The 26698-nt window shown below is 38.3% G+C and carries 29 protein-coding genes; 4 read left to right on the top strand and 25 right to left on the bottom strand.

Annotated elements, in window-relative coordinates:
* Window positions 1-150 precede the first annotated feature (150 nt).
* The 6 genes from RTR43_RS16735 to RTR43_RS16710 all read right to left on the bottom strand — a co-directional run bounded on the left by RTR43_RS16735 (window position 151) and on the right by RTR43_RS16710 (window position 9005).
* The gene (locus tag RTR43_RS16735) at window positions 151-1248 is read right to left on the bottom strand and encodes a CaiB/BaiF CoA transferase family protein (protein WP_312473365.1); all 1098 of its coding nucleotides are present in this window, start codon (window positions 1246-1248) and stop codon (window positions 151-153) included.
* A 13-nt stretch (window positions 1249-1261) separates the two neighbouring features.
* Window positions 1262-2836 (bottom strand): fatty acid--CoA ligase, encoded by a 1575-nt coding sequence (locus tag RTR43_RS16730; protein WP_312473364.1) that lies wholly within the window; start codon window positions 2834-2836, stop codon window positions 1262-1264.
* A 33-nt stretch (window positions 2837-2869) separates the two neighbouring features.
* Window positions 2870-4027, bottom strand: coding sequence for a thiolase family protein (locus RTR43_RS16725; RefSeq protein WP_312473363.1), 1158 nt, complete (start codon window positions 4025-4027; stop codon window positions 2870-2872).
* 73 nt (window positions 4028-4100) lie between these two features.
* A complete protein-coding gene (locus RTR43_RS16720; protein WP_312473362.1) occupies window positions 4101-5246 on the bottom strand; it encodes an acyl-CoA dehydrogenase family protein in 1146 nt (381 codons plus the stop codon).
* A gap of 214 nt (window positions 5247-5460) precedes the next feature.
* Window positions 5461-6996, bottom strand: coding sequence for a class I adenylate-forming enzyme family protein (locus RTR43_RS16715; RefSeq protein WP_312473367.1), 1536 nt, complete (start codon window positions 6994-6996; stop codon window positions 5461-5463).
* A gap of 251 nt (window positions 6997-7247) precedes the next feature.
* Entirely contained in the window at window positions 7248-9005 is a 1758-nt protein-coding gene (locus RTR43_RS16710) for a sigma 54-interacting transcriptional regulator (protein WP_312473361.1), read from the bottom strand.
* A gap of 148 nt (window positions 9006-9153) precedes the next feature.
* Between RTR43_RS16710 and RTR43_RS16705 the strand changes: the two genes are divergently transcribed.
* Window positions 9154-9360 (top strand): zinc ribbon domain-containing protein, encoded by a 207-nt coding sequence (locus RTR43_RS16705; RefSeq protein WP_312473366.1) that lies wholly within the window; start codon window positions 9154-9156, stop codon window positions 9358-9360.
* A 509-nt stretch (window positions 9361-9869) separates the two neighbouring features.
* On the top strand, window positions 9870-10862 hold the full coding sequence (locus RTR43_RS16700) for a Gfo/Idh/MocA family protein (protein WP_312473360.1): 993 nt from the start codon (window positions 9870-9872) through the stop codon (window positions 10860-10862).
* 249 nt (window positions 10863-11111) lie between these two features.
* Here the strand turns inward: RTR43_RS16700 and RTR43_RS16695 are convergent, their stop codons facing one another.
* The 3 genes from RTR43_RS16695 to RTR43_RS16685 form a co-directional block, all read right to left on the bottom strand.
* Window positions 11112-11879, bottom strand: coding sequence for a 3-hydroxyacyl-CoA dehydrogenase (locus RTR43_RS16695; RefSeq protein WP_312473359.1), 768 nt, complete (start codon window positions 11877-11879; stop codon window positions 11112-11114).
* Window positions 11880-12192: 313 nt separating this feature from the next.
* Window positions 12193-12882, bottom strand: a complete 690-nt coding sequence (locus RTR43_RS16690) for an ABC transporter permease (protein ID WP_312473358.1) — start codon at window positions 12880-12882, stop codon at window positions 12193-12195.
* Window positions 12875-13798 (bottom strand): ABC transporter ATP-binding protein, encoded by a 924-nt coding sequence (locus RTR43_RS16685; protein ID WP_312473357.1) that lies wholly within the window; start codon window positions 13796-13798, stop codon window positions 12875-12877. Before RTR43_RS16685 ends, RTR43_RS16690 begins: the two co-directional genes overlap by 8 nt.
* Window positions 13799-13981: 183 nt before the next feature.
* Here RTR43_RS16685 and RTR43_RS16680 point away from each other — a divergent pair, with 183 nt between their 5' ends.
* Window positions 13982-14389 (top strand): DUF1761 domain-containing protein, encoded by a 408-nt coding sequence (locus RTR43_RS16680; protein ID WP_312473356.1) that lies wholly within the window; start codon window positions 13982-13984, stop codon window positions 14387-14389.
* A gap of 47 nt (window positions 14390-14436) precedes the next feature.
* On the opposite strand, the gene RTR43_RS16675 is transcribed toward RTR43_RS16680, so the two are convergent.
* The 16 genes from RTR43_RS16675 to RTR43_RS16600 all read right to left on the bottom strand — a co-directional run bounded on the left by RTR43_RS16675 (window position 14437) and on the right by RTR43_RS16600 (window position 26281).
* Window positions 14437-15360 (bottom strand): sensor histidine kinase, encoded by a 924-nt coding sequence (locus tag RTR43_RS16675; protein ID WP_312473355.1) that lies wholly within the window; start codon window positions 15358-15360, stop codon window positions 14437-14439.
* A 2-nt stretch (window positions 15361-15362) separates the two neighbouring features.
* Entirely contained in the window at window positions 15363-16067 is a 705-nt protein-coding gene (locus RTR43_RS16670; protein ID WP_312473354.1) for a response regulator transcription factor, read from the bottom strand.
* 284 nt (window positions 16068-16351) lie between these two features.
* Complete coding sequence (locus tag RTR43_RS16665; protein ID WP_312473353.1) at window positions 16352-17581, bottom strand: RtcB family protein; 1230 nt, start codon at window positions 17579-17581, stop codon at window positions 16352-16354.
* Between the two features lie 130 nt (window positions 17582-17711).
* The gene (locus RTR43_RS16660) at window positions 17712-17999 is read right to left on the bottom strand and encodes a hypothetical protein (RefSeq protein WP_312473352.1); all 288 of its coding nucleotides are present in this window, start codon (window positions 17997-17999) and stop codon (window positions 17712-17714) included.
* Between the two features lie 16 nt (window positions 18000-18015).
* Window positions 18016-18759, bottom strand: a complete 744-nt coding sequence (locus RTR43_RS16655) for a DUF2750 domain-containing protein (RefSeq protein WP_312473351.1) — start codon at window positions 18757-18759, stop codon at window positions 18016-18018.
* 178 nt (window positions 18760-18937) lie between these two features.
* Window positions 18938-19495 (bottom strand): histidine phosphatase family protein, encoded by a 558-nt coding sequence (locus RTR43_RS16650; RefSeq protein WP_312473350.1) that lies wholly within the window; start codon window positions 19493-19495, stop codon window positions 18938-18940.
* A gap of 89 nt (window positions 19496-19584) precedes the next feature.
* Complete coding sequence (locus tag RTR43_RS16645; protein ID WP_312473349.1) at window positions 19585-19989, bottom strand: NUDIX hydrolase; 405 nt, start codon at window positions 19987-19989, stop codon at window positions 19585-19587.
* A 32-nt stretch (window positions 19990-20021) separates the two neighbouring features.
* Window positions 20022-20600: a hypothetical protein gene (locus tag RTR43_RS16640; protein ID WP_312473348.1), complete on the bottom strand. Its 579-nt coding sequence runs from the start codon at window positions 20598-20600 to the stop codon at window positions 20022-20024.
* 517 nt (window positions 20601-21117) lie between these two features.
* A complete protein-coding gene (locus RTR43_RS16635) occupies window positions 21118-21495 on the bottom strand; it encodes a DUF456 domain-containing protein (protein ID WP_312473347.1) in 378 nt (125 codons plus the stop codon).
* 268 nt (window positions 21496-21763) lie between these two features.
* Window positions 21764-22237, bottom strand: a complete 474-nt coding sequence (locus RTR43_RS16630) for a hypothetical protein (RefSeq protein WP_312473346.1) — start codon at window positions 22235-22237, stop codon at window positions 21764-21766.
* A 76-nt stretch (window positions 22238-22313) separates the two neighbouring features.
* Window positions 22314-22769: an NUDIX hydrolase gene (locus RTR43_RS16625; RefSeq protein ID WP_312473345.1), complete on the bottom strand. Its 456-nt coding sequence runs from the start codon at window positions 22767-22769 to the stop codon at window positions 22314-22316.
* 371 nt (window positions 22770-23140) lie between these two features.
* Window positions 23141-23833 (bottom strand): aspartate/glutamate racemase family protein, encoded by a 693-nt coding sequence (locus RTR43_RS16620; RefSeq protein ID WP_312473344.1) that lies wholly within the window; start codon window positions 23831-23833, stop codon window positions 23141-23143.
* 258 nt (window positions 23834-24091) lie between these two features.
* Complete coding sequence (locus tag RTR43_RS16615) at window positions 24092-24526, bottom strand: SRPBCC family protein (protein ID WP_312473343.1); 435 nt, start codon at window positions 24524-24526, stop codon at window positions 24092-24094.
* Window positions 24527-24572: 46 nt separating this feature from the next.
* Window positions 24573-24938: a VOC family protein gene (locus RTR43_RS16610; protein WP_312473342.1), complete on the bottom strand. Its 366-nt coding sequence runs from the start codon at window positions 24936-24938 to the stop codon at window positions 24573-24575.
* Between the two features lie 30 nt (window positions 24939-24968).
* Complete coding sequence (locus RTR43_RS16605) at window positions 24969-25472, bottom strand: hypothetical protein (RefSeq protein WP_312473341.1); 504 nt, start codon at window positions 25470-25472, stop codon at window positions 24969-24971.
* Window positions 25473-25756: 284 nt separating this feature from the next.
* Window positions 25757-26281 carry a GNAT family N-acetyltransferase gene (locus RTR43_RS16600; protein ID WP_312473340.1) on the bottom strand — a complete coding sequence of 175 codons (525 nt, stop codon included), beginning with the start codon at window positions 26279-26281 and terminating at the stop codon, window positions 25757-25759.
* Between the two features lie 122 nt (window positions 26282-26403).
* On the opposite strand from RTR43_RS16600, the gene RTR43_RS16595 reads away from it, so the two are divergent.
* Window positions 26404-26508, top strand: a complete 105-nt coding sequence (locus RTR43_RS16595; protein WP_312473339.1) for a YjcZ family sporulation protein — start codon at window positions 26404-26406, stop codon at window positions 26506-26508.
* The last annotated feature ends 190 nt before the right edge of the window (window positions 26509-26698 follow it).

Below are 26698 nucleotides of genomic sequence, written 5' to 3'. Positions count from 1 at the left end.
CGTAGGGAGAAGCGCGAAGTACACTAGCCGCTGGGCGCTGGAGCTGGATTCAGATAACTATTTCAAAGATATCTACACTAGATAATATTATAATTTCCTAGACGATGAAAAAATTAGACTGCCGATTGATCCCCGGCAGTCTATGCTTTTTTAAATCAGGATATTATTTAATATTTCATCTTTATGCTCGCCTTTTTTAGGCGGAGGGGCAATCGATTCCTGCTCTAGGTCGCTATGCATTTTAACTTGGTAATCTCCCCAGGAAGAAGCAAATACTAGTTCCTTCTCCTTAAAATAAGGATTTTCCTGAAGTTCTCCGACTTCAAGCACGGGGGCCATACAGCAATCTACCTTTTGAGCGAATTCAATCCACTCATAAAAAGTTTTTCTTCTAAAAAGAGCAGAGATTTCTTGAAAAACAGGGTTAGACTCATCCGTTTTTGAAAAATGGGCCCGGACCCAGTCCTCACGACCTTGCGCAATACAAAAGTTCTGCCAAAACTTAGGCTCTAACGCTCCTAAGCTCATAAAACGCTCGTCCATTGTTTCATATAATCCATATGAAATAATGCTTCCGTTTAAAGCATTAATGCCTGTACCCTCACCCGTCTCTTGTTCAACCATGACGTGATTTCCCAGTAATGACACCAACTGATCTGTGATGGAAATAGAATGATAGCTGCCTTGCCCCGACAAAAATCTTGAAACAAGTCCAGCCAGAATCCGTTCATTCGCTGCATACCCACCCAAATAATCCGCGATTGTGATAGAGGGGTGGATTGGCCTGCCTTGTTTATCCTTTAACTGGGCAAGGACTCCACTTAATGCCATGTAATTGAGATCATGATTGCCAAGTTTACTCAACAGTCCTTCCTGACCGTAGCCAGAAATGGAACAGTAGACGATATCAGACTTCACTTTTTGAACTGCCTCATATCCGAGTCCGAGTTTCTCCATCACTCCCGGTCTGAAGCTTTCAATCACAACATCGGCATGGGCAATTAATTTTAACGTTGTTTCGACGCCTTCCTTTTCCTTTAAATTAAGGGTTATGCTTTTTTTCTGGCGGTTGTTGGCAAGAAAAACAAGTCCATTTCCCCGTTTAGAAATCCCAGTATTTCGAGCAGGATCTCCTCCAGGCTGCTCCACCTTAATAATTTCTGCACCCATTTCAGCTAATCTCAATGTAGCATAAGGTCCGGGAAGATAGTTGGTAAAATCAATGACTTTTACCCCTTGCAGCATCATTAGGACCCCTTTCTCACGAATTAGTTGAGCCTGGGGCGAAAAGTTCCTCCAGCTGCTTACGAAGAACAAATTTTTGAATTTTACCGCTGGCATTACGCGGCAGTGCTTCACCGAAAACATATTTGCGAGGGCGCTTATAGTTTGCAAGACTTTCACTATTTTTGCAGTATTCATCTAACTCTTGCTCAGTTATAGTTTGATCTTTTTTTACAACAAAAGCGGTTACCGTTTCACCCCAGCGGTCATCGGGTTGGCCAACTACCGCGACATCAAGGACGCCTTGATGTCCGTGTAAAACATCCTCAACCTCACGTGGATAAATGTTTTCCCCACCACTGATAATCATGTCGTCAACCCGGTCATTCACAAACAGGAAACCATCTTCATCGAGATAACCAATGTCTCTTGAATAGTACCAGCCTTTATAAATCGCTTTATCCGTCGCTTCCTCATGATTGAAATAGCCGGTCATCAAACACGGTCCTTGAACAATAATCTCACCGGTTTCACCCACCGGAACGACATCATCAGGATCGGATGGCCCGTCTTCTCTTGTCCGAACAATCCGGATATCATGATTTAGTGCCGCCTGTCCAGCAGAACCCGCTTTTCGCAGCTGGTCGGCTTCCGACAAGAAGGTAATCGCAGGTCCCATTTCTGTCATCCCATAGGCTTGAACTAATGAGATCCCTAAACGGTCATGGAGAGCATGGACAAGAGATGGAGCCATTGGAGCGGCACCATATAAACCTTGCTTCAAACTTGATAAGTCATATTGACTCAAGTCCTCTTGAAGGAGCATATTCCACATCGTAGGAGCCGCAAAGAACCTTGTTATCTTTTCTTTTTCAATTAATGAGAGAATTGCTTTTGGATTAAATTGATGCAAGATGACATTTTTTGCACCTATATGCACCCTTGGCAGGAAAGCGCAATGCAGTTCGGCGCAATGGAACATCGGAGCGGTTACGAGACCAACATCTTCCGCTTCGATCTTACCTGCAGCAATACAAAGGAGGCTTTGCTCCACCATATTGCGATGAATATGCATAACACCTTTTGGTCTTCCAGTTGTTCCACTTGTATATATAAACGCATAGATATCGTTCTCATCGACTTCAACTTGAATATCCTCGGTTAATGCCGAGGCTACTTTTTCTTGATAACTGGCAGCGTATTCAGGTTTGTCTTCATCAATAAACCAGAAGGAGATTTTATCGAAGCGATTTGCTATTGCCGAAACGACAGGCTCTAAAGCTTTTTCAAAAAGAACAACCTTTGGAGCGGCATCAGATAAAATATAAGCCACTTCCTCCGGCATGAGGCGGAAATTAATCGGATTAAAAACGGCGCCGATTTTCGCACAGGCAAAAAAGGCTGTCCCTAATTCCTCGGTATTAAACATGAACGTGGAAACGCGGTCCCCTTTTTTCACACCTTCGTTTATCAGGGCATTTGCAAGCCGATTGACCTGTTCACTCCATTCGTGATAGGTGTAACTGACATTTTTTCGAACATCATACAGCGCTTCCTTGTTCGGAAACTTTTTCACTGTTAAATCAAAGATTTTTCCTATTGTTGTCGTCATTATTTCGCCTCCATTTTTTGAAAATGCAATGTATTAATCTAAACGCTCAATAATCGTCGCGTTGGCCATTCCATGACCTTCACACATCGTTTGCAATCCGTAGCGTCCACCAGTGCGCTCGAGCTCATGCATCATTGTCACCATTAAACGAGCTCCGCTGCCGCCTAACGGGTGACCAAGGGCAATCGCACCGCCATTCGGATTCAATTTCGCCGGGTCAGCACCCGTTTCTTTTAACCAGGCAAGCGGTACAGGGGCAAACGCTTCGTTGACTTCAAACACATCAATATCATCAATCGATAGACCTGATTTTTCTAGTGCTTTTTTTGTAGCAGGAATGGGCCCAGTCAGCATCAAAGTTGGATCTGAACCAACGACCACGCGAGTATGAACACGGAACCGCGGTTTAAGCCCGAGTTCTTCCGCTTTTTCGCGTGACATGAGTAATAAGGCTGCTGCCCCGTCGCTAATTTGACTGGAATTGCCTGCATGAATAACTCCAATTTCCTTGAAGGAAGTCCGCAACCCAGCCAACGCTTCTAGCGATGTTCCTTTCCTTGGTCCTGAATCTTCCTTAATAACTGCTGGTGTTCCATCTGGAAGGATCACTTCCAGTGGGATAATTTCTCTTGAAAAATAGCCTTCTTCCTGGGCTTTTAGTGCTTTTTGATGACTCTCAAGCGAAAATTGATCAAGCTCTTCTCTTGTAAAACCGTAGTTTTCAGCAATCCGTTCCGCTGATAGCCCTTGATGAATCATTTCATACTTCGATGTTAATTTTGGACTAAAATGTTCTTCTGCCCCTTTATAGTTAGAACCCATTGGAACGCGAGACATGCTCTCAACCCCACCGGCAATGACCACTTCCATATCGCCAGCAAGGATAGCCTGGGCAGCAAAGTGAACAGCCTGTTGGCTCGAGCCGCATTGACGATCAATTGTTGTCCCGGGAACTTCGATTGGGAAGCCGGCAATTAGGGCAGCTACTCTGGCAATATCGCCTGCTTGTTCACCTGCTTGGGTGACACATCCTAAAATAACATCCTCAACAATCTCCGGATTAATCCCCGCTCGATTGACGAGTTCCTTTAATGTCAGTCCTGCCAGGTCATCTGGGCGAATATCCTTTAAAAATCCATTTCTTCTTCCTACAGGGGTGCGAATACCCTCGACAATTACTACTTCACGCATATGTGTATTCCTCTCTTTCTATAATTCTTGATAATTGCCTACCATTTTTATAGCTTAGTTTTTCATTCCCTTTTTATAATCCTAAATTTTTTGCAATAATCGTTTTCATAATTTCATTGGTCCCGGCGTAGATGCTCGAAACCGGTATATCACGAAACCTTCTGGCAATCTCGTATTCTTCCATATAACCGTAGCCGCCATGGAGCTGCATACACTCCGATGCAATCTTCTTGGCGATTTCGGTTAGTTTCCATTTTGCCATCGATACCTTCGTCACCACGTTTTTCCCTTCAATATGTTCGGCAATTAACTGGTCTAAAAAGGCTCTGCCCATTTCAATATCGGTAGCCATTTCGACCATTTTAAACTGCGTATTTTGAAACTGTCCGACTGGTTTTCCGAACGCTTCACGACTTTTCACGTAATCCAGAGTCATTTTCAACATGACTTCTGACGAAGTTTGTGCCCCTATCGCGACAAGTAGGCGTTCCTGTTGGAGTTTTTCCATTAAATAAAGGAAGCCCTTGCCTTCCTCGCCAAGCAGGTTTTCCTTTGGCACTTTACAATCCTCAAAAATTAGTTCTGCAGTATCTTGGCAATGCAAACCAACCTTGTTTAGCTTTCTACCTCTTGAAAAACCAGGCGTATCTCGTTCAATGACGAGCAGGCTGACGCCTTTATGCTTTGGAACTACTTGGAGGTCGGTCTTAACAGCCACTACAACGAGATCGGATTGAATACCATTGGTGATGAACGTCTTTTGACCATTGACAATATAGTGGTCACCTTCAAGCTTAGCCGTCGTTTTGATATTAGCTAAGTCAGAACCAGTACCGGGCTCGGTCATCGCAATCGCTGTAATAATATCTCCAGTGACACACTTCGGTAGCCAACGCTGCTTTTGTTCTTCTGTTCCGTACGAGGTGATGTAGGGCACGACAATATCATTATGGAGACCAAACCCAACTAACCCCGAGCCTACTCGTTCCAGCTCCTCATTAATAACAACCGCAAATCCCCAGTCCACCTCACTTCCGCCGAATCTCTCATCAATATCAGGACAAAGAAAGCCCTGTTCGCCCATCTTCTTCCAAAAAGACCGGGGAATCATCCGTGCTTCCTCCCACTGTTCATAAAAGGGATATGCTTCTTTCTCCAAAAACTTTCTTAAAGACTGGCGAAAAATTTCATGATCTTCATTTAAGTATGGATGCTTCATATTATTTACCTCACTCCCTATGTTTGAAAACGCTTTCTTGTGGTATTTTCAGAACGTTAACTTGGTGGATATTCCTGTTTAATTGAAGTAACTATATTTCTTAGGTCGACAGCTTCCCTTTTCTTTAGTCGATAGCTTCCATTTTCGGATGGATTTCTACAAATTCTAGGTCGATATCCATAAATCCGTACTACTTATCAATAAAGTCGCTAATCTACAACAATTTCTCAGTTTTCATTTGATTTATGCTCTGACGAAGCTGATATTTTAAGATTTTCCCAGAAGCATTTCTTGGTAATTGCGGCTCAATAAAGATTTTCCTAGGAACCTTATAGCCTGCCAGCTTCTGACGGCAGAAACTGCGCAGTTCAGCCTCATCAATCACTGCGCCCTCTTTTGGGACAATCACTGCACATACGGCCTCTCCCCAGACCTCATCCGGTAAACCGATAATAGCTGCGTCGAGGATATCCGAATGCTCGAAAAGAACACCTTCCACCTCAACGGAGTATACATTTTCCCCACCGGAGATAATCATGTCCTTTTTCCTGTCAACTAACGTGATATAGCCCTCATCATCAATTGTTGCTAAATCTCCTGTATAAAGCCAGCCATCCTTCAACGTACTCTTCGTTTCATCCGGTTTTTTATAATATTCCTTCATCACCATCGGACTGCGGACAATAAATTCACCAATCACACCCGGAAGGACATCTCTACCTTCTTCATTAACAACCCTTGTTTCCGTCATGAAGATTGGTTTCCCACCTTTACCTAGATGGAGTTTATGTCCTTCTGGATCCAGTAGAATCCCGCCTGGTCCCGCTTCTGTCAAACCGCATAAATTATAAAATTGGTCCGTTTTAAATAGCTCCATGCTCCTTCTAACAAGTTCAGGCGCCATTGGAGCAGCACCATATCCAACTCTCTTAATAGAAGATAAATCGTAATCGGCCGCATTGGGTACTTGGAGAAGAAAGTTATACATGGCTGGTACGGCAAATAGATGAGTAATTTTATGTTCTTGAATCGCTTGAAGTGTTTTAACTGGATGGAAATCGCGATGGATTATGTGAGTTGAACCAAGGGCAACACCGGAAATTAGGAACAGGTTTAGCTGAGCTGAATGGAATAGCGGTGCGAGGTGAAGTATCCGCTCATGCTGTCCAATCTCCATATTAATGACGACAGAAATTCCTACTTTAAAAATTTGACTATGATCAAAGAGGGCACCCTTTGGTCTACCTGTCGTGCCCGAAGTGTATAAAATTTCTACATCATCCGTCTCGGAAACCTCAACTTCTGGTTCGCTAATGTTGTTTGATAATACTTTTTCATAGGAATAGAAGCCCACTGTTTCCGGTTCACCAACCGTAATCACTTGACGGACAATCGTTCCTTGTTTCGCCTCAGCAATCGTTTGTTCAAATTCCTTGTCGCACACCACAATAGCCGCATCCGATTGTTCTAAAATGTACTGAACCTCTGTAGTGGTTAATCGAAAATTGATGGGGACTACGACAGCACCAATTTTGGCAGCAGCAAAAAAGGTAAACACAAAGTGTTCCGAATTCTTCATCATTAAAGCAAATTTGTCACCTTTGTTAACTCCCTGCTCCAACAGACCATGGGCAAGCCTGTTTACTTCTTCATTAAATTGGCGATACGTATAGCTTCTTCCTTCACATTCGATTGCTAGTAATTCTGGATACTTGCGGGAAGTTTGGGACAAGAGACTTCCGATATTCATTTGACGTTCCTCCTTTGGCATTTTAATCGTATCCAATCTTTCCCTTGCAATATTCGTACCAATATTCAGAAAACTAATCCCACAGCTATGTTGGCTCATACTTAGCTATTCCTTAGATGATAAATGTATTTCCCATACACATGATAAACAAAAAAGTGTCCAATAAACGGACACCGTAAAATAAGACTCTTTGCATAATCCGATGATTGCAATAAATATTCTCAAAACCTTTTCACATTGTTCCTACATTCCTAACTGAATTTTCCTTCATTCAGTTTGTATTTCTTAATTTTTTCATATAATCCTGAGCGGCTGATTCCTAGTAATCTAGCTGCCTTTACTTTATTCCCCTGCACTTGAACTAGTGCTTTTTTGATTGCTTCGAGTTCGGCATTTTCGACAAGGGATACCTTTAGATTAGGTTCTTTAATAGGAACTTGCTTCAATAAATAATCTGGAAGATCTTCGAATTTAATTTTTCCACTTTCAGCAAAAGTCATCGCCCGTTCCATCACATTTCTTAGTTCACGGACATTGCCAGGCCAATCATAATCTAGCATCGTTTCTCGTGCTCGGTCCTCGATTCCCGTAATGCTTGTACCCAAAATTTGATTCAATTCAATCATAAACTGTCCGATCAAATGTTCAATATCATAGAGACGATCTCTTAGTGGTGGGACATTTAACGAAATTACATTGAGGCGATAATATAAATCCTCTCTGAAAAAACCGTCCTTGACCATTTCTTCCAAATTCCGGTTAGTAGCGGCAATAATTCGTACATCGACTTTTATCGTTATTGTCCCGCCAACCCGGTAAAATTCCCGCTCTTGAAGGACGCGCAGCAGCTTTGCCTGCAGCGCTAGGGACATATCACCTATCTCATCAAGAAAAAGCGTTCCTCCGTTGGCCAAATCGAACTTGCCAAGTTTCCCTTTTTGTCGTGCACCCGTAAAAGCCCCTTCGTCATAACCAAAAAACTCTGATTCTAGCAGTTCCTCGGGAATCGCGGCACAATTAACAACGATAAACTTACCGGTACCTCTGGCACTGCTGTTATGAATCGAATGAGCAAATAGCTCTTTACCAGTTCCACTTTCGCCGCGGATGAGCACAGTTGACCTGCCTTTAGCCGCTTTCTCCCCGCTTTTTTTCAATTTTTCCATACATGGTTCCACACTTAAAATATGGTTCCAGGTAAACTTAGCTGTTTCCGACATTTGAAATTGCTGATGATAAAAATTTGCTTTATTTTCTGCCTTTTGTAGCTTTTTAAATAATTCACTTACCTCGTTTAATTGACGGAATACAACCTTGCCAATCGCTCCAATGACTTTCCCATCCTCTAGGATCGGGATTCGGTGGACAATATATTTAATGCCATTAATCTCTAAAAAACCGCTAACCTCTGCTGTTTCTGATTCATAAACATTTTCTAATTGGAGCTGCGGCAAAACCCTCGTTGCCAGCTTGTAAAGTACCTCTTCTAATGGGAGATTAAACAATTCCAGTAAAGGCGGGCTGACCATCGTGATGATTTTCTTTTCGTCTGTCATCACGATTCCATCAAAGGCGTGAGCGATCGCTGTTTCCAATGTTCTCTTTAATTTTTTTATCGTTTGTAATTCTTGTGAAGTTTGCAGCAGTGACATCACCATATCTGTTTTCGTGAGGATGCCAACAACCCGGTTATATTCATCGATCACAACACCCGTTCCGACCTTGCTTTTTTTTACGATTTCTTCCACTTTCTCATATGGGGTATCGATTCTTACCGTTTCAACCTGTTTTTTTATGTAGTTTTTGATAGGAGTCGTAAGCGGTATTTCTTCGGTCACCATTTGTTGTAAACTGCTACGTGTAAAAACACCAACTGGATACCTGTAAGAGTCAATGACAGGGAGCAAGTTCCACTTCTTTTTGTACATAAGTGTAATCGCATCTTTTAGCGTAGTTTCCTCGGTGACAATAAAATCAATAGGTGTAATAATATCTTTAAATTGGAGCATGTCATCACTCCTCAATTTTCACATATCTTTATTGTAACAAAAATCACGGGATATTTTTGAATATTTTAACAATATAAGATTGAAAACTAGAAACTTTTTATCCTTTTATTCGTAAATAGTAAGTATGATTCAATAGAGGAGTGAAATGATGAGCGAAAAAGGTTGTATTAAATGTGGAAGCAGAGATACGGGAACAAAGGATGTGGCCATGACAGGATCGGGTCTATCAAAAATGTTTGATATTCAACACAACTCCTTCACGGTAGTTTTTTGCAAGAAATGTGGTTATTCCGAGTTTTATAACAAGAAAACCTCCACAGCTTCTAATATTATTGATCTATTCTTTGGCGGTTGATGGATAAAGGGAATTCCTCCGGGATTCCCTTTTGTTCACCATAGGTTATCTAGTTTATCAGAATAATAGTAGATTGCTTCCTTATAACTTAATATTTCCTTATCAGTAGTCGTATATACCAAGCATTTTTGGAAACCAGCACGTTACGGAAAGCACATGGTAGTTCATCAATTGTTATTAAATCCATTTGGCAAACCAAGCAACATAATAATATTTATGAATGTTGGAAACAGAAGAATTCCTAATATAACACCAATTGAGGTGTATTTAATCCCTTTAGAAATTTATCTCATTTGAATTATATACCAATAAAAAAAAAGTGGAAAATCCCTAAAATAATTTATCAATTTTTTCTTTAAATTCTCTTTATGAAAGACCACTTGTTGATCGAATTTTCATATGTTCATAAACTCTCGCTTCAATGGACAAATAATTGGAATTCATGATATTTTGGATTTGATACATAAGATGTATCTATTACTAAAAATAGACACATAGGAGCGATACTTGTGAAAAAACCCAATCTTTGTTTTATCGGTGCAGGATTTCATGCATCAACAAACATTTACCCTTCTGTTATTGAAGCGGGAGCCAATATCCAAGCTATTTCTACACGTAATATCGATCGTTCCAAAGCTGCTCTTCAACGTTTTGGAAGCAATGGTACCCCTTACGATGACTATAAAAAGATGTTAGAAAATGAAGAATGTGACGGAGTTGTTGTGGTTGCTCAACCTGAAGATCATCCTTCTCTCGTGCTTGATTGCATCAAAGCTGGGAAAAATGTTTATGTGGATAAGCCTCTTGGGATGAGTGCTGAAGAAGCTGCTGAAATGGCAGATGCTGCTGAAGCTGCTGGTGTTACTTTAATGGTTGGATTTATGAAACGCTATGCTCCTTGTTATACAAAGTTAAAAGAGTTAATTACGAACGGCAAACTTGGCACTGTGCGATCGTTTCAAGCAAGATTTGCAGTGGACAGCACACCGTTTTGCAAAAATGAAGAACAATTTATGAAGTTTGCTGCTATACATATTGTTGATCTTGTACGTTATTTATTTGGAGAAGTTGTCCAAGTAACAGGGTTTAAAAATATTGACAATGAATTTGTTTCTCATAGTATTTCGTTAAAGTTTGATAATGGCGTCGTTGGGAGCCTTTATTTAGTAGGAATGACAGCGTGGTCCCGTGAAAGTGAAAATATGCTTGTTACGTTTGATCACGGATTTGCCTTTGCTGATGAAGTGAATACGCTTACAGTTCATGAGTCACAAACATTTGATGATCTACCATGGAAATCTCTTAAAGAGACAGACACTGTATTTACACCATCTGCTACTCCAATGTCTGGAGCCTACAGAGATCTTTATTTACGAGGCTTCGTTGGGGAAATGGCTCATTTTATTGACTGTTGTAAAAGCGGGGAAACACCAACTTCAAGTGGGCGTGATAATGTGAATACAATGGCACTCTGCGATCGTATTCTGTCTAAGTTGTTGTAGGAAATCTTTAGAGGAGCAATCTTCAAAAAAAACTATCATGAGCCTCAGCTCCCAACCCTACCATAGAAATAAATTTAGAGAACAAGCCGTAGTCACCTAATAAAGGCGGTGAGAGCAGAGCTAGACTTCACATCTTTCGTCTAGTGAAATGGGTATTTCACTTTAACTAGTTAAAGTGATTCATTTTTGCGGCGCTCCGCCCCTTTTCCACAGAAAAAGAGAAGGCTTGCACCTCCTCTTTCTATCACTCTATCTCGGCTGCATTCGAATTGCTCCATCAAGCCGAATCGTTTCTCCATTAAGCATCGGATTTTCAATAATACTTTGAACAAGCTGGGCGTATTCACTTGGATATCCAAGTCTTGAAGGGAACGGCACCATTTTTCCAAGTGAATTCCTAGCTTCTTCTGGTAGTGTATCGAACATTGGCGTGTGGAAAAGCCCTGGAGCAATGGTCATCACCCGAATTCCGTAGCGTGCAAGTTCTCTAGCAATCGGCAAGGTCATTCCAACGATACCGCTTTTTGATGCACTATATGCCGCCTGGCCAATTTGTCCGTCAAAGGCGGCCACCGATGCGGTATTAATAATGACGCCTCTTTCGTTCTGTTCATTTACTTCATTGATAGTCATTTTCTCGGCTGCCAAACGAATCACATTGAAGGTTCCGATTAAATTCACATTGATCACTCTAGAAAAAAGTTCAAGATTATGACCGCCATTTCTCCCGAGTACCTTCTCCGCAATTCCAATTCCAGCACAATTCACTACAGTATTTAATCCACCCATAAATTCTGCGGCTTTATTAACCGCTTCCTGAATATCCTCTTCGTTTGTGACATCAGTCTTTAAAAATAAAACGTCTTCTCCTAATTCGTTTTCAAGTTGCTTTCCCTTTTCTTCTGACTGGTCAAAAATGACTGCTTTTCCACCACTTCTAACCATGGAGCGAACCGTTGCCTCCCCGAGTCCTGATGCACCACCTGTCACGATTGCACGACATGCCTGAATTTGCATTTATGTAACCCCCTTAAATGAATTCTATTTTATTATTTTGCAAGATTTATGCCAGAAGAAATTTACAGGTGGATAAGCTGGTTGGAGTGAACACTGCTTTAAAATGTATATCGTTTGGACAGTTTTTAAACAAAAATGCCCAGAAAATGTACAGCCGTAAAAACAAAAAAGGTCAGACCTCATAACTAAAATGAGGTCCTGACCTTCTGCTACCAAAGTGTGATTATGTGGTTGTTACGTTACCACATACGAAGGTAACCCATCGACTATTTGGAGCAGAACATATAATGGACAGCCCTTTTCTTCAAATTTGTTAGACATCTACCTTCTCAATATTTCTAAAGGAAAAATAAGCAATTAAGCAACCAATAGCGGCAAGGGATATCGGTATGGCAATATAGGAGAAGAGATTAACCCCATTTGTTGAATTTGATGTTAGCGACACCAAAATGATAGCGGAAACGATGGTGGCCGGGACTGACTTTTTTCTCATTCCAAAATAGAGTGGAATTAGCGCCATTCCTGCAGATGCGATTGCCTCAAGCGTCATGCTAATTAAACTATCCTTTAATACCTCGACCGTTAACGCCTCCGGTACAAAGTGTAAATAGGAATCAACTAAATAAAATACACTCCCAAGCAAGATATTTGATAAGAAAATCGTTAAAAATGTAAAGCAAGCGACAATGGTTAATTTCGAAATCATTACTTTTTTACGATTAATTGGATACATGAACATTAAGGTGATCGAATTGCTTTTATATTCATCAATGATGAGTCTAGAAATAAGGACCGCAGCAAAGATGATAAACGTTGGTCGGATGATACTCCCAATCATTGTAAATGCCGATTCATAACTGCCATATGCGAAAGTACCTTCACTTTTTTCAGCAAAATAAATCACGCAAAGTAACCCCATTATGATTAAGTCCGCAATGCCCACACTTTTCAAATAAGAAAATAATTTAAACTTTTTTATCTCAAGACTAATTAGTTTACGCACTGATACCACCTCCGTTGATTACTGTTAAGAAATATTCTTCGAGTGAATGATTCTTTTTATTGATTTCCTCAATCATGACTCCATTTAATATTAACGTTTTTGATATTTCTGACTGAGATATTCCTGAATCATAGATTCTGAAGCGCTGGGCATCAACCATTTTAAAGTTGGTTAGATGAAGAATTTCCTCAAGTACATAGAGTGCCTTATTCACATCAGTCACTGTTAGTTCAATATACTCTGTATTTTGCTCGCGAATTTCGTCCATCGACACCTCTTTGATTAATTTTCCGTCACTAATGACCCCAATTGTATCGGCAATTTGCTCCATTTCACCGAGAATATGCGAAGAAATCAACATCGTCATTCCATATTCACTGGAGAGCATATGGAAGAGGTCGCGCAGTTCTTTAATCCCCACTGGATCAAGACCGTTAATCGGTTCATCCAGAATTAATAGCTCCGGCTTGGTGATAATCGCACGGGCAATAGCAAGGCGCTGCTTCATTCCTAGCGAGAAATCTTTTACGGATTTATCTTCGATATTTTTCAATTTGACTAAATCAAGCGCATCGTCAATCGCCTTTTTATCATAATAGCCCATATACTCGCAGTGCAGCTCCAGATTTTCCCTTGCTGTCAGTCTGTCATAGAAAACAGGATATTCAATAATGCTGCCCATGCGCTTTAGCACTTCATAAGACGTGTTTGTTAGTTTTTCACCAAAAATTTCAATTTCACCGCTCGTTGGCTTCACAAGATTGGTCAGCATCTTCATGATCGTGGTTTTCCCTGCTCCGTTCGGTCCCAGAAATCCGTAAATCTCTCCTTTTTTGACCTTCATATCGACATGAGAAACAACTTCCTTACCTTGATAGGCTTTTGTCAGTTGATTTGTTTTTATAATGTAGCTCATAACTTTTCAGCTCCCCTTCTTCTTTAACTAATTCTTATTCTAATCAGGAAAATTCTCTTTTTTATTAATCAAATCTTACAAAAATCTTAAGAAGTTTGTTTTTTCACCTTAATAACCCTAAAAGTGAGTGGTTTTTCATGGTATAATTCACCAAATACAAAGGAAATTTAAGGGGAGAATGGGATGAGTTTTGCGGATGTTAGCATTTTAGCGATTATTTTAGCCGTTGTGGCAAATATGGTGATTGGAGCGCTTTGGTATTCTCCGCTCCTTTTTGCAACCATATGGGTGAAAGCCCTTGGGAAGAAAAAGGAGGATATGAACCCAGAGGGAGCAAAAATCGGTTACTCTTTAACCACACTTGGCGGCGTCTTCACAGCGGTTGTTCTTTCATTATTTATTCACCTATTGGACATTGTTACGATTCTAGACGGTGCTTTGATCGGTTTTCTTGTCGGTCTTGTCGCAGCTTTTAGGGAGTTATCTCCAACCTTCTTTGAATCCAGAAAGTATACTTTATTTTTCATAAGTGCAGGCTATCATATTGTCTCACTTACCATCATGGGCATCATTATTGCCGCATTTGCTTAATTCCATAAAAGGGTGTCCTCTCGCAATAAGGGACACCCTTTTTAAGTTTAATACGTAATTCGCTTTAATTTAATCGTAAATGTCGTTTTTTCATAGGGCTTGCTAGTAAGGAGAATTTGTCCGTCCATTTTTTCAACGAGCCTTTTTGTAATCGTTAGGCCAAGCCCGCTTCCTTGATATAATTTGTTTCGTGAATCCTCGAGTGTGTACATTCTTTCAAAAACCAAGTCTCGATGAAGCTCACTAATTCCCTTTCCTTTATCCCACACATCTACGTAGATGGAAAGTTCATCACTTCTAAGTGTTAAACCAAGGACCTTCCCACCACCGCCATATTGAATCGCATTGGAAATCAAATTATTTAAAACTCTACCAAGCTCCTCTTCATTTCCAAGGGCATAAAGATTATATTCAGGAAGGCCAATTGTGACTTCAAATCCCTTAGACGTTAAAACCTCGTAAAATCCTAAAATAGTTTTGCGGCATACCTCATTCATATTCACTCTTGTTAATGGAATATCCTTATCCCCGGACTCTAGCTTGGCCAGGTCAAAAAACTTCTTGATTAAGTCCAACACCTCCATCGTTTTTCCATGAATCTTATGGAGGTCCTCTTTGCCGCTATTTGGATCATTTAGCATGATTTCAACATATCCAAGAACAACCGTAAGAGGCGTCTTAAGATCATGTGAAATATTCGAGAGCATTTTTCGCATCGAAATTTCCGTTTTATTGTAGGTCACCATGATTTTTTGATTATGCTCAAGCAGGCGATTGATTTCGATTAAGATCCTTTTCAGGTCATTATCATCAGTATGTAATAAGAGTTTTTCATCGGTTTTCTCATCAATAATCCGCTTTAGCTTCTCATGAATATATTTTACATTTTCTTTATGATGTTTTCTCGACCTAGATTGCAGAATGTTTAACCCCATTAAGCCAATGATGATAATCAGTAAAAAAATGACCATCGTTAAAACTCCCCAAGCTTGTAGCCGATTCCCCATAATGTTTTGATATACCGCGGTTTAGACGGGTCATCCTCAATTTTCTCACGAAGTCTTCTCATATGAACGTTGATTACATTTTCATCCCCATAATAGTCATCTTCCCATACCAAACTATAAATTTGTGCCTTCGTATAGACACGGCTTGGATGTGAGATAAATAGTTTTAAAATATGAAACTCCTTTGCCGTCAGCTTGATCTCTCTACCGCTTTTTAGTAATGCGAAATTATCTAGGTCGATAGTCAGCTCTCCAGCCGTCAGCACCTTTTTCTCTTGCTCTCCCTTTTGCTCTGTACGGGAATAGTGGGTCGCTCTTCGGATTGCCGCTTTTACCCTTGCTGTCAACTCAATCATTGAAAAGGGCTTAGGAATATAATCATCGGCTCCAAACCCTAATCCTAGCGCTTTGTCCAAGTCCCCATCCTTTGCCGACATGATCAAAATGGGAATCATACTTTTTTCACGTATAATTTTTAAAAATTCCATACCATCTAGCCTTGGCAGCATTAAGTCGAGGAGAATTAAATCAAACACGTCGTTCGCAAACACTCCAAGTGCTTCTTCCCCGTCGAATGCCTGTACTACTTCCAGACCCTCCTTTGTTAATTGGCCTTTGACCATATCGTTGATAGCTACATCGTCTTCTACTAATAAGATTTTATGTTTCATTTTATCCTCCAACAGTTATTCCTATATGGTTATTTTCCATATTATCTCTGAAAAATCCTTTTTTTCTAAAAAAACGATCATGAGTTTCAACGCCCAACCCAATAATTAGAAATTAGTTCCTCATGAGGAGTACACCAACATAATAAAAGCGGTGTGATCAAAGTTAAGCATCACCAAATATTAAAGTATTTTTTCACTCAGACGGGATAAACTAATTCGTTTTTGCAACGCTCTGCACCATTTCCACTGAAAAAGAGAGACAAGCAGCCTCCCTTTGATTAACACTATGATTTTTTATATCTACCAGGATTAAACTTTTCACTAGCTTTGAAGTTATAAACAGGTTTGATAAAGCCTGCAATCTCAACTGTTTCTTCGACTTTTTCTAAAATTTCATTCATCGACTTGTAGGCCATTGGCGCTTCATCCAGTGTTTCTTCAGAAACAGAAGTCGTCCAGACATCCTTCATAGTGTTGTGGAAATCCTCCATGTTTAAGGTTTTCATTGCTTTTGTCCGGCTCAAGACACGGCCTGCTCCATGCGGGGCTGAATAATTCCACTCTTCATTCCCTTTACCAACTGCTAAAATTGAACCGTCACGCATATTGATTGGGATAATCAGACGCTCGCCTTTTTGCGCCGAAACCGCCCCTTTTCGTAAAATCAAGTTATCTGTATCAATATAGTTATGGACGGTGTCAAACCGGTCCATTTCTTCAAATCCCATATTATCAGTAATCGACCTGGCAATTTCTTCGCGGTTCGCTTTCGCAAAGCTTTGCGCTAATTTCATATCATGGATATAATGCTGGAAGTCCTCGCCTTCCAAAAAGGCTAAATCATTCGGAATGACTGGATTCTTTTCCTTATAGCTTTGAATGACTGTTTGAATTTCCTTATTCCGTCCTTCACCCTTTAGCTTTTCAATGATTTCCGTTAAATCATGTTGACGAAGCTTGGAGATAGCTACTTTTTGATAATAGGTGGCAATCTTTGCCCCTACATAACGGCTGCCTGTATGAATCGTTAAATAGTGATAGCCATCGGAATCGACAGATATTTCTATAAAATGGTTGCCTCCACCAAGTGTTCCTAAGCTATAAAGGCTTCTATTTTCATTCAAAATATGCTCAGCTTTAAATTCTTGAATGGCTGGAAAACTCGTGTTAATAAACCCAACCGTCTCATCGGAATGAAGCTCTTGTCCGCTCGGGACATACGTACGAATGATGTTATCAAGCTTGTTAAAATCAACCTTTTTATCCTGAAGCTTGACGGTTAACACGCCGCAGCCCACCTCAACGCCAACTAGGTTCGGGACTACTTTGTCCTTTAACTGGATCGTCGTTCCGATGACGCAGCCTTTTCCAGCATGATAATCTGGCATAATACTAATCTTTGTATCCTTTAGAAATGCTTGATTACATAGCTCTTGAATTTGCTCAAGCGCTGTTTCCTGTGGATAATTTGAAAATATCTTTGCTTTTGTTTGTGACCCTGTTACCTTTATCACTTGTTTTCCCTCCTTCAAAAGCAGATTACCAACAGGCTACCATTTTCTGGACATTTGGGCAACGTATTTTTGGGCGACAAAAAGTGTCAACATACGAACAGGCCGCCCTTACTTGCGGATGGGCCACAAACTACTGATTTAAAACAACAAACCCCAGCCACCCAACTAATAAGAAGTTGGGGATTACTAGCAAAACGCCAACCCAAATCATTTTCTTTGTTACGAATTTTGTCGCACCAAGATAAAGTAGCGGAAAAATTAATCCCCATACTAGGAAACGTGATGTAGCTGCCAAATAAAGAGACATTGGGAATATAAGAATAGAGGATAAAACTAGAAGTTTTGATTTCCTGATACTCAGAGCAATAATGCAGAGAATGAGTGAGGCAATCGTACAAGGCCAAAATAATAACTGCATAAAACACCTCCAATTTTTAATGGGCTTTACTACTCGTTTTTATTCGATCGATTATCTCGTTTGGTTTCACTTCGTGTCCAATCATATGTTTTCCACGCCAATTTATACCGATCATTATTCCATCATCCTCAAGTTCTTTTAACCAGTTTAAAAAATCATCTAAAAGTATTTCAATCGGTTTATACTCTCGATAAACTTGCACGCTAGCAATGATTTTCACTGCCCCAGGTTTCGAGGACCAAAATGGCAGTAAGGATTGTCCATCCATATTTGTAGCAGTAGGAACACCTTGTTCATTTTCAATAGTCCATACTTTTTGCTGTTTTTCTAGCTCTTCAAAAAAAGAATCGCCATAATAATAATCTTCTACTATTTTTGTACTATTGTTTTCTGCTTCATCTTCTTCAAATTCTCGGTCTTCAATCCATTGTTGATAGTGAGTGATTTCGTGTGCCATACTATTTAATATCGCAAAAATCGCATTCTCATCTCCTGTTTCCGAAACTAATTCTTCAAAGTCTCCCGTTGCCACCCTAATATAAGGTTCGACACTCTTTTCGAATGGGGCAAAAAACGTAGCACTTACCAACTCTTTAGTATCAATCGTTTTTATTTGATAATCTTTTTTTAGGTACACCACAACCCTTATTGGAAAATCCATATTCAAACGCAGCCAAACTGCAAAGTCTAAACATGCTTGCCTTACATTTTCATTTACGCCTTTTTCACTTCTTTTTCTCAAGCCCGAACGTGGATACATCAATATTCACCCATTTAACCTAAAAAGTTTATTTATAAAACCGACTAAGATAAAAATGTCTGGATTTCATTTTTACTTACTCCCCCAATAAATCTATCAATTATCACATTAGCACAAGAAGCGATTGTATTGTTGAAAATGTACACCTTTAATGCTTAGGTCGCTTGCTCAAGAACAGCTAGTGATTTCTCCATATTCTATTAACTTCTACCAGCTTTGTATTATGAAAAGTTAATTTATAAATATCCGGCATAGTTAGCCCTTGCCAGAAACGATAACCAAATTGTTTATCAAAGTGATTCATTATTAAAACCATCAAATTACCGTGCATTCCTATGGCAATATTTTCACCTTCATATTTTTTTAATACATGCATTGTCGCCTTAACTCCCCTAGCTTGGGCAAGAATATTAGATTCTCCCCCTTCCCAAGAAAAGCATTCATCCTCCCATACTTTTGCAACAGCTGACTTGAAATCCTTAAGGGGTTTATCGGACAGTTTCCTTTCTTTAAAATCATGCACAATCTCAATATCTTTACCCATGATTTCAGCGATACCTTGGACAGTTTGAATAGCCCGTTTGTATGGACTTGAAATGACTCTATTAATATTTTCATTTTTGAGTATTTGCGCAATTATTTCTGCTTTAGCCAATCCTTGATCTGATAAAGGTCTTCGCATTTCATCAGGGGTATATGTAGAATGTGCATGGCGTACGAAGAACAAATTTGTCATTATTCTCTACCTTCCTATTTATTCCACAAACAGTTTACTTATTAAAAAATTTTACATACCTAGGAAAGATGTGATTTCTATTAGACTCTTTAAAATTCAATATAAAAAGGCTGGAGTTTTTCTGTTAAGCAGTACTCAATTCGTAGTCTGAAATTTTTCCAAGTGACCATTTCTAATGCTTCATTAATCGGAAAGAAGCCTACCTCTAGACTTTCTGAGCTTGTCGCAGGTTCTCCTCCAATAGGCGTTCCCAAAAACAATGTATTACATATGCAGCCACTTACATTTTGAAATACCCCACAAAATTTTGTAATTCCAATATCGATCCCAGATTCTTCCTTTGTTTCCCTAATGGCAGCATCCTTCAATGATTCTCCTTCTTCAACCTGCCCCCCAGGCATTTCCCAGCCTCTTCGTGGCCCTTTGATTAATAAAATTTCATTCTGACTATTCAGCACAATAGCTGCTGCTGAAACAATATGCTTTGGTGTCATCTAAAATCCTCCATTTCTACAACAATTGCATTTCAATACTCAATCCAAAATCCACAAATATTTACACCTTTGATTTCTTCAATATTCCCTTTATTGTCAGCAAGTTTCATTGAGCCCTTTGCAAATAACACATACCAATCAAATGTATAGCCATCTATTGAAAGAATTTCTGCCTTGGCTCTTAATGAGCTATGTTCTTGGATTTCTGCGGATATTTTCACACATTCCCATCCTGTAACACATTGGTACATTTCTTTACTATTTATGTAGCTTTCAAATGACGCCCGATTTGTTGGCACGCGGTATCCACAGAAAAATATAAATACAATGAAAACAATGATTAGCTTTTGGAAAAATTGTTTTTTACCTTCTTTTTCAGATTTTATACAACTTATGATTCCTATTATTGAATAAAAGGTAATCCAGTTCAGCCAGTCAATTTCAAAGAGCCACCCCGCAAAAAATGAATTTATTGCCCCAAAAAGCAGGTAGCGAACTAAGCTTGAAATTGAATTAGGATGGACCGATTCAAAATCAGCTTTGTCAAAACCTTTTACAAAAAGTAGATAAATTGAATAAATAACAACAAATCCCATTAAAACATAGTTCAAAATGAACACATCCCTATTACCAATTATCTTCCTTGTATATTCGGTAATGTTGAGAAAATAACCTTCTATTATTATTTTTTCAATAAAAATACGACTTTCATAATGGATAAACTGCACTTGTTTACTATTCCTATTTTGCCTTCTATGTAGGGGTTTCCCGGGATTATAAGCCCAAACATCGATGTAGAGGCCTTCTACGTATGGGTTTCCAGAACTTTTTAGCCAAAACATCGATGTAGAAGTCTTCTACATAGGGATTTCCCTAGATTTTAATCAAAAAAGTCCACGCAGCCTCTTCATTACGCCGCAATTCCCTCCAATTACGACATATTTTCAAATACTTATTACATATTTTTTGCGGTTATGACTTAAAACTGAACAATTACTACCTATTTTTCAAAATATACGACATTTAATGGATGTTAATGGGAAATCCATTAGATATGAGTGACTTTATCGTAGATTATTCCTAGAATGAAGAAAGCAGGCCTTTTCATCAAATGAAAAGCCTGCTTTCTTAAAAAATCACACCAAATACAAAGACACCAATCATAATAAGTTGAATAATCGCTTTTGCAAACGTTCCGCTAAAAAAGGCAATTAAGGTAGCAAACGCCACTTTACTGGATTCTTGGAATGTTTTCTTTTGCATCATTTCTGCAATCAATACCAATGCAAAAGGCAGAATAATGACTCCAAACGGAGGTATCACAAAGCTGCCAACAATTAATCCAATCGTTGCAGCTCTCATTCCCCATTTAGATCCCCCTTCTTTATCGACAAAGTGAAGATTCGCAAAATAATCCGCTAGAAATAAAAAAACTGACAATAACACTAACATAGTCCACGTTATCCAAGTCAGCGCAGTTGAATTTATCCCAAAATGATATAACACCACTCCAACCCAAATCAGCAAAAACAGAAGGGATAATCGGATATACGAGTCCAACGAAACTAAAGAAAAAACATGCAATAATAATAATCCAAAATAGTATGTCCAGGATATGAATCACCTCTTTCATCTATTCCGTTTTATATTCAATCTTCTTTGCCTGATACATCTGATCTTTAAATTCATATGTAATTTCAATTGTCCCAAGGAACATGGCAGGAATAGTTTGAGCTAAAATAGACGTCTTGCACCCTTGTTGAAGAAGAAATTTTTAATTCGTTAATGTAAGATAGTAAAATTTTGCATCTTCAAGTAAAGTAGTTAAGTCCACAATAGTGAAGACCATATAATATAATGCAATACCTGCAAGTAAAGTAATATATATACCAACGAGTTTTGGCATTTTTTTTAATTTCCAATAAGCAATAATCGTTATTATAACAACAATTAAAAAATATGCAGCAGCTAAAATTAATTTAAATTTTTTACTATTAATATTATTAACTGTAGTCATCAAATTAATTAATGGTATTCTATTATTCTCATTTTCCTCAATAACTGATATATTCCCCTGATGACCAATCTTCCAAAAATATGTTGTTTCTTTTTGGGTTATCGTGTACTCATACCCCCCTGCTTTTCCGTCACGTATAACTGAACTTGCACAAACGTTTGGGACAACAAATATAAAAAATATAACAAACATAGAAAATACTATTAAAAATAGCCTTTTCAAATTCTCCATCCCCCTAATTTATGGAAAGCCAAGGAATTCATTTTATTCATTTTTTGCAGCTTAATGTTTATCGTAACCCCCCTTTTTAACACAATTGTTCATTAAAAACAGATATTGAATAAATATTTTGATTTAATAATCGATCAACTATTTTCCTTATTACAATTGCCTCACGAAGTTCATTATTATCAAATTTTATAAGTTCAGATACGTTTATCCATTTACTATCTATTATTCCGTCCTCTTTAATTTTCAATGAACCTCTAGTAATTTCACCAGTAAAATGAAATAAAATCACTTGGTCATTCGAACTGCTAATAAAGTTATATACACCTGTTGTACCAGTAAGTTTCACATCAAAGCCTGTTTCTTCATTTACTTCCCTACAGGCTGCATCGAGTATGTCTTCTTTATGCTCAATTCGTCCGGATGGAAAATTCCACTTATTAATTGCAGATGGTTTATTTTCTTTAATAATCAATACTTCATCGCCTTTGATTATTGATACACTTACAACTAAAACAAATCCATTTTGAGTCATTTTTCTTATCCCCAGTTAAATTTTTTACAATTTCTTTACTCACTTTTTCTATTCATAATACCTTAACTCCTTGTTCAACCTGCTCCCTTTTAGCAAAAAATCCTTGCTTTCAAAAAAACTCGACGGAATGAAGAAAGTTTCAGAGTAATCCTTAGTGTACAACAACTGTATAATGGTAAAGTAAACCAGTAATACATTCTTGTTAAGTCCCCTCCTTTCCGATTAAGAAAAAACCACCTGTTTGGCAGCCTATTTTTAAACCTATGTCCTATTTAGGTTATTTAGGATTATCTTTTTCTCACCATAGTAATTTTTCCTTACAGATAGCTAAAGAAGTTCAAGAAAAATGGACTAGTTAAAACATCCTTTTATTAATTTTCTAATGCCATTTTAACTGCTTCAATGGCATGTATGACTGTTGTATCAAATAATGGAACTTCTGTATCTTCTTGTTTTATTAATAATCCAATTTCTGTACATCCAAGTATGATTGCTTCCGCTTCTGCATCAACCAATCGCTTGATAATACCTTTGTAATATTCTCTTGATGATGGCTGAATATCTCCTAAACATAACTCCTGATAAATCACCTTATTTACTATCTCTCGATCAGGAAGATTTGGCACTAAAACCGTTATCCCATTAGACTCTAAGCGTGATTTATAAAAGTCTTGCTCCATAGTATATTTTGTACCTAATAGTCCAACTCTCCGAATCTTTGATTTTTTGATTTGATTTGCTGTTGCATCAGCGATATGTAAAATAGGGATGTTTATCTTTTCCTCTATATATTCAATAACTTTATGCATCGTATTTGTACAAATAACTATAAAATCCGCTCCCCCTTTTTCTAAGGAATGAGCAACATCACCTAATAGTTTACCTGCCTTTTCCCACTTACCTTCTACTTGATAACGTTCAACCTCAGCAAAATCAACGCTATATAACAGGCATTTTGCCGAATGAAATCCACCCAATCTGTTTTTTACTTCTTCGTTAATGATTCGATAATATTCAACTGAAGATTCCCAGCTCATTCCACCTATTAGTCCAATCGTTTTCATAAAGATGCCCCCTAGTTTTTTTGGGAATATATGACCAATTTTACAAAAGTCTTGTATCTAATCTTGAATACTAAGATTTTTTACTATCTTCTTTGTTAGCTTAATAAAAATAAAAAAAGCCGCCCCAAAAATGGCAGCTGGATTTTGAAGGTAAGATCCCGTTACTCAAAAGAGAAAATTAGCTCTTTTTCATACCACAAATAAGAACATTATGAATCCTACGCAGTATAAAAGAGCGAATTGGCTCTCTATTACAAGTCAATCCTTCACTAATCCTGTTCTCAAGTTGTTCACACCAAACTCTAAATAACCTTTTAAACAGGTTAACATAAAAACCCAACCTTCTTTATTATCGATTAATTGACTTATTAACTCATCATCATTTTCATTAAAACCTTCTTCGTTTACATCAATAATCGTAGTCGATTGGTCCAACTCATTCAGGGTAATCGAAACAATATGTCCTTCCATTTGCTCCCCATTGGAACACCATTTTTTATTGATCACGACTTCCTTTATTTCTATATCTAGTCCTGCACCGTATTCATCATATCGCAATGTAATCGTCTTACCCTGCTCCCATCTTTCTGAACTCGATGAGAACCAAAAATTCCCGATTTTTGAAGGATCGACGAATGCTTCAAATACTTCATTTACTGGTCTTACTATTTTCATTTTAGTAAGGTTATTCATACACTAAACCATCACTCTTTCGCTTTGTTCGAGGTTGCATTTTGTTTTATTTCTGATAATTTAGTAACCAGCCAATTCCGAACTTATCGACAACATTTGCATGAATCGCCCCCCAGAATGTATCTTGCAACGGAGCCGTAATCTTTCCTTCCTTAATTAAAGCGTTATACACTTCTCTAATTTCTTCTTCGCTCTCACATTCTAAGGTGATTCTAACGTTATCACCTTCTTGAATTTTCCCGAAGGTATCTGAAAAATGGATAATACTGTCACCTAGATGAAGTTCGGCATGTAAACACTTGCCATCATCGCTGTTCTGAATATTAGTAATATCCCCGCCAAATATGCTTTGATAATACTCCATTACATTCTGGCAGTTATCTATAAATACATAGGGACTAGCATTTTTCATCATTATTCCTCCTTAGACTGAGTATTCTTTCTAAGTACAAGAAACATAATACCAATTTTTATTGATTTTTTTAATCTCAATGATATCAGCCTGAACATCTCCGTTGGTTGGCGCCGAGCCATCTGGCGAAAAGATATAACCTGAAAAATTATCAAGTACCCCTCTTACAGTGAAAAAGAGTAATTTATTACCCATCTTCAACACTTCATTTCCATCGGATAAGGCTGAGTTATTGAATTTTTTAGATACTTTGAAAAGATCCCCTCGCTCATTTGAAGGCTGTATTTCACCATTCAAAATTTGATGAGCCACCTCTTCTCGATCATCAAGCTTGAAAGAGAACTCGGCATTACGAAATAAAGGTGAAAAAGGGCGCGCAATTACCAAAAAAAGTAACACCACACTTAAAATAAACGGAAGAAGGCTTTTTATCCTGATTATTTTATATTGTTTAAAAATATAAATAACCGAAAATATGAATAATACAATTCCACCAATAAATAAAAGCAACATTAATGGGAAATTAATTAACATCCCAACCAAAAAATTAGAAACGAACTGGATTATTATTTCATTAATAATCGATAAAATAAGGAACAGGATCAGTGTATATATGAGCCAATTGTTCTTAGATATTCTTAAAGTTTTAATAGTAACCCCCCCTAAAAAATAAAATGTACTCTTCCTTGGCAGACCCCAGTTGAATATGATTTTCTTATTTACCTCGACTTATATTACTCGGCTGAGGATAATTTCCCTTCGAATAATCCTTTGTCATACTCCAGCATCATGCTAATGATTTACCGTACCAGTTAAGTCTATTTCCATTTTTCATAGCCAACTTTCTCGAATGCAGCTCTCATCGGCATATTTTCAACATCTGTATCAGAAAAAATCCTCCAAACTCCGTTATCTTGTAATACTCTTGTAGCTCTGAGGAGTAAATCGTTTATAAATCCTCTTCCTCTTAATTCAGGAACTACACCAATATAATGAATTGTCCCCTCCATTAATTCATTCTTCTCACTTCCCTTAAAAACAACAGGCTGGATGAATCCCACGATTTGGTCATTATAATAAGCAAGCTCCCACCAATCTTTCTTGTATTGAAAATGGTCATCGTCAACATTAAAATACAAATCTACAAGTTCACAAATACTTTCAGGTGTAATGTGTTTTTTATCTTCTCTATCTAATGAATTTACAACTACTCGGCTTATGACTTTTTTAAAGGTGTCTTCTAAATCCTGTGTCACTTTTTTAAAGTGGCATCGATCTGGTACAATGACCTTTTCTTTCGGCTCATTCCATACATAAGCAATTTTTTTATATTCTTTCGCCAACTTAATGCCTCCCTAAAGGTATTTATGCAATTGATTATTTTGAGGTAATTCCATACTTGTCCCTTTCTCCATGAATTGCATCTTCATAAAATGTAGTACCTCATTATAAGGAAGTGATATTTATGTATGGTGGTGGTTACGGAGGTTCAAGCAGTTTTGTTTTAATTGTTGTTCTCTTCATCCTATTGATTATTGTTGGTACATCTTTCATGGCAGGTGGGTACTAACCTATTTAGGATGAATCAACAACCAAAACAAAAATATACCTCAATTTCTTTTGAAGCGTGCATACCATGCTTCTTTTTTCCTTTTCCCTCTAAGATTCATTCTAATCCTCCTCTACAATATTACCATAATCATCCATAATGTCGTGGGATATTTCCAGTGAATAAGCCAAACAAAAAAAGAAAGATGCCC

Origin of the sequence: Neobacillus sp. (genome assembly GCF_031988165.1) — a bacterium.
Taxonomy (GTDB): domain Bacteria; phylum Bacillota; class Bacilli; order Bacillales; family Cytobacillaceae; genus Neobacillus; species Neobacillus rhizosphaerae.
The sequence above is the reverse complement of the archived record's forward strand: the minus strand, read 5'-3'. Positions and strand labels throughout refer to the sequence as shown.